Here is a 1532-nt window from a genome sequence, read left to right as displayed (position 1 = left end):
CCTCAATACCAGTGACTTAAGACTTCATTGCTGGTAGGGTCTGCGGCCGGAGGTGTGTGGATGCCGAGGCCTGGGCAGGTCAAGACGGAGACCGAGGAGCGGTTGTCCGACCGCATCGCGGTCGGGCTGCTGACAAAGACCTTTCCGCCGGAGTTGGTGGATCGTGTGGTGGCCGATTGTGGCAGGGTGGGGCAGCGGAGGCGGTTGCTGCCGCCGCGGGTGGTGGTGTATTTCGTGCTGGCGATGTGTCTGTTCTCCGGTCAGGGCTACGAGGAGGTCGCTCGGCTGCTCACGCAGGGTCTGGTGTGGGCCAAGCGCTGGTCGGGTGCGTGGCAGGTGCCGACCACGGCGGCGATTTCGCGAGCACGGGTGAAGCTGGGGCCGATGCCGTTGAAGGCGTTGTTCGCCGAGGTCGCCCGGCCGCTGGCGACCGAATCGACCCCTGGTGGCTGGTATCGGGGCTGGCGGCTGGTCGCCGTGGACGGCACAACCTTCGATGTCCCCGACAGTGCCGAGAACGCGCAGCATTTCGGGCGGCCGAAGACACATCGCACCGAGCGGTGCGCGTATCCGCAGGTGCGGATGGTGGCGCTGGCCGAGTGCGGTACTCATGCGATCACCGCAGCGGCGCTGGGGCCGTTCACCACCGCTGAACCGGTGCTGGCCCGTGGGCTGTTCGAACATCTGGGTCGTGGTGATCTGCTGCTGGCCGACCGAGGTTTCACAGGTGTGCAACTGTGGCGTGCGGCGTGTGCAGGTGGTGCGGATCTGTTGTGGTGCATCCGATCCCATCTCATCCTGCCGGTGGTCGAGGAATTGCCCGATGGCTCGTATCTGTCGGAGATCGTGGAGGCGAAAGATCACCGCAAACGCGCCGACCCGACCAGAGTGCGAGTGATCGAGTACACCCTCGAAGGACCAGGGTTCCCCGCTCAGCAGACGCCCTACCGGTTGATCACAACGATCCTGGATCCCGCCGCGGCACCGGCGACCGAGCTGGCCGCGCTGTATCACGAGCGCTGGGAGATCGAGACTGCACTCGATGAGTTGAAGACCCATCAACGCGGACCGGCGCAGGTGCTGCGATCGCGATCACCCGAAGGGGTCGAGCAGGAGGTCTGGGGGCACCTGCTGGTGCACTACGCCATCCGCACCTTGATGCACGAAACCGCCGACGCCGCGGCTATCGACGCCGACCGGTTATCGTTCACCCGCAGCATCCGCCTCGCGCGCCGGCAGGTGACCGCGCAGGCGGGTTTTTCCCCCTGACTGCCTCGCTACAGCACTGGCCGAGGGCCTGCGCGAGATCGCCCGCCACCTGCTGCCACCCCGACGCGGACGCACCAACCCCCGCGTTGTCAAACGCAAGATGTCCGGCTTCAAGGCCAAACGCGATCAACACCGCAAACCTGTTCCGCGACAATCCAATCCAATCGACGCCGTCACCATCGCCCCGCACTGGCGCACCGCATCAACCACCCAGGCAGCCCACACAACGCCGAAATCCGACCATCCTTAAGTCACTGGTATTG

1 protein-coding gene is annotated in these 1532 nt (G+C 65.5%); it reads left to right on the top strand.

The annotated features are described in order from the left end of the window. The first annotated feature begins 60 nt into the window (after window positions 1-60). Complete coding sequence (locus NA4_RS38220) at window positions 61-1269, top strand: IS4 family transposase (protein ID WP_067481123.1); 1209 nt, start codon at window positions 61-63, stop codon at window positions 1267-1269. Window positions 1270-1532 lie beyond the last annotated feature (263 nt).

Origin of the sequence: Nocardia amamiensis NBRC 102102 (genome assembly GCF_001612745.1) — a bacterium.
GTDB lineage: Bacteria > Actinomycetota > Actinomycetes > Mycobacteriales > Mycobacteriaceae > Nocardia > Nocardia amamiensis.
This window is presented reverse-complemented; position numbering and strand designations above follow the sequence as displayed.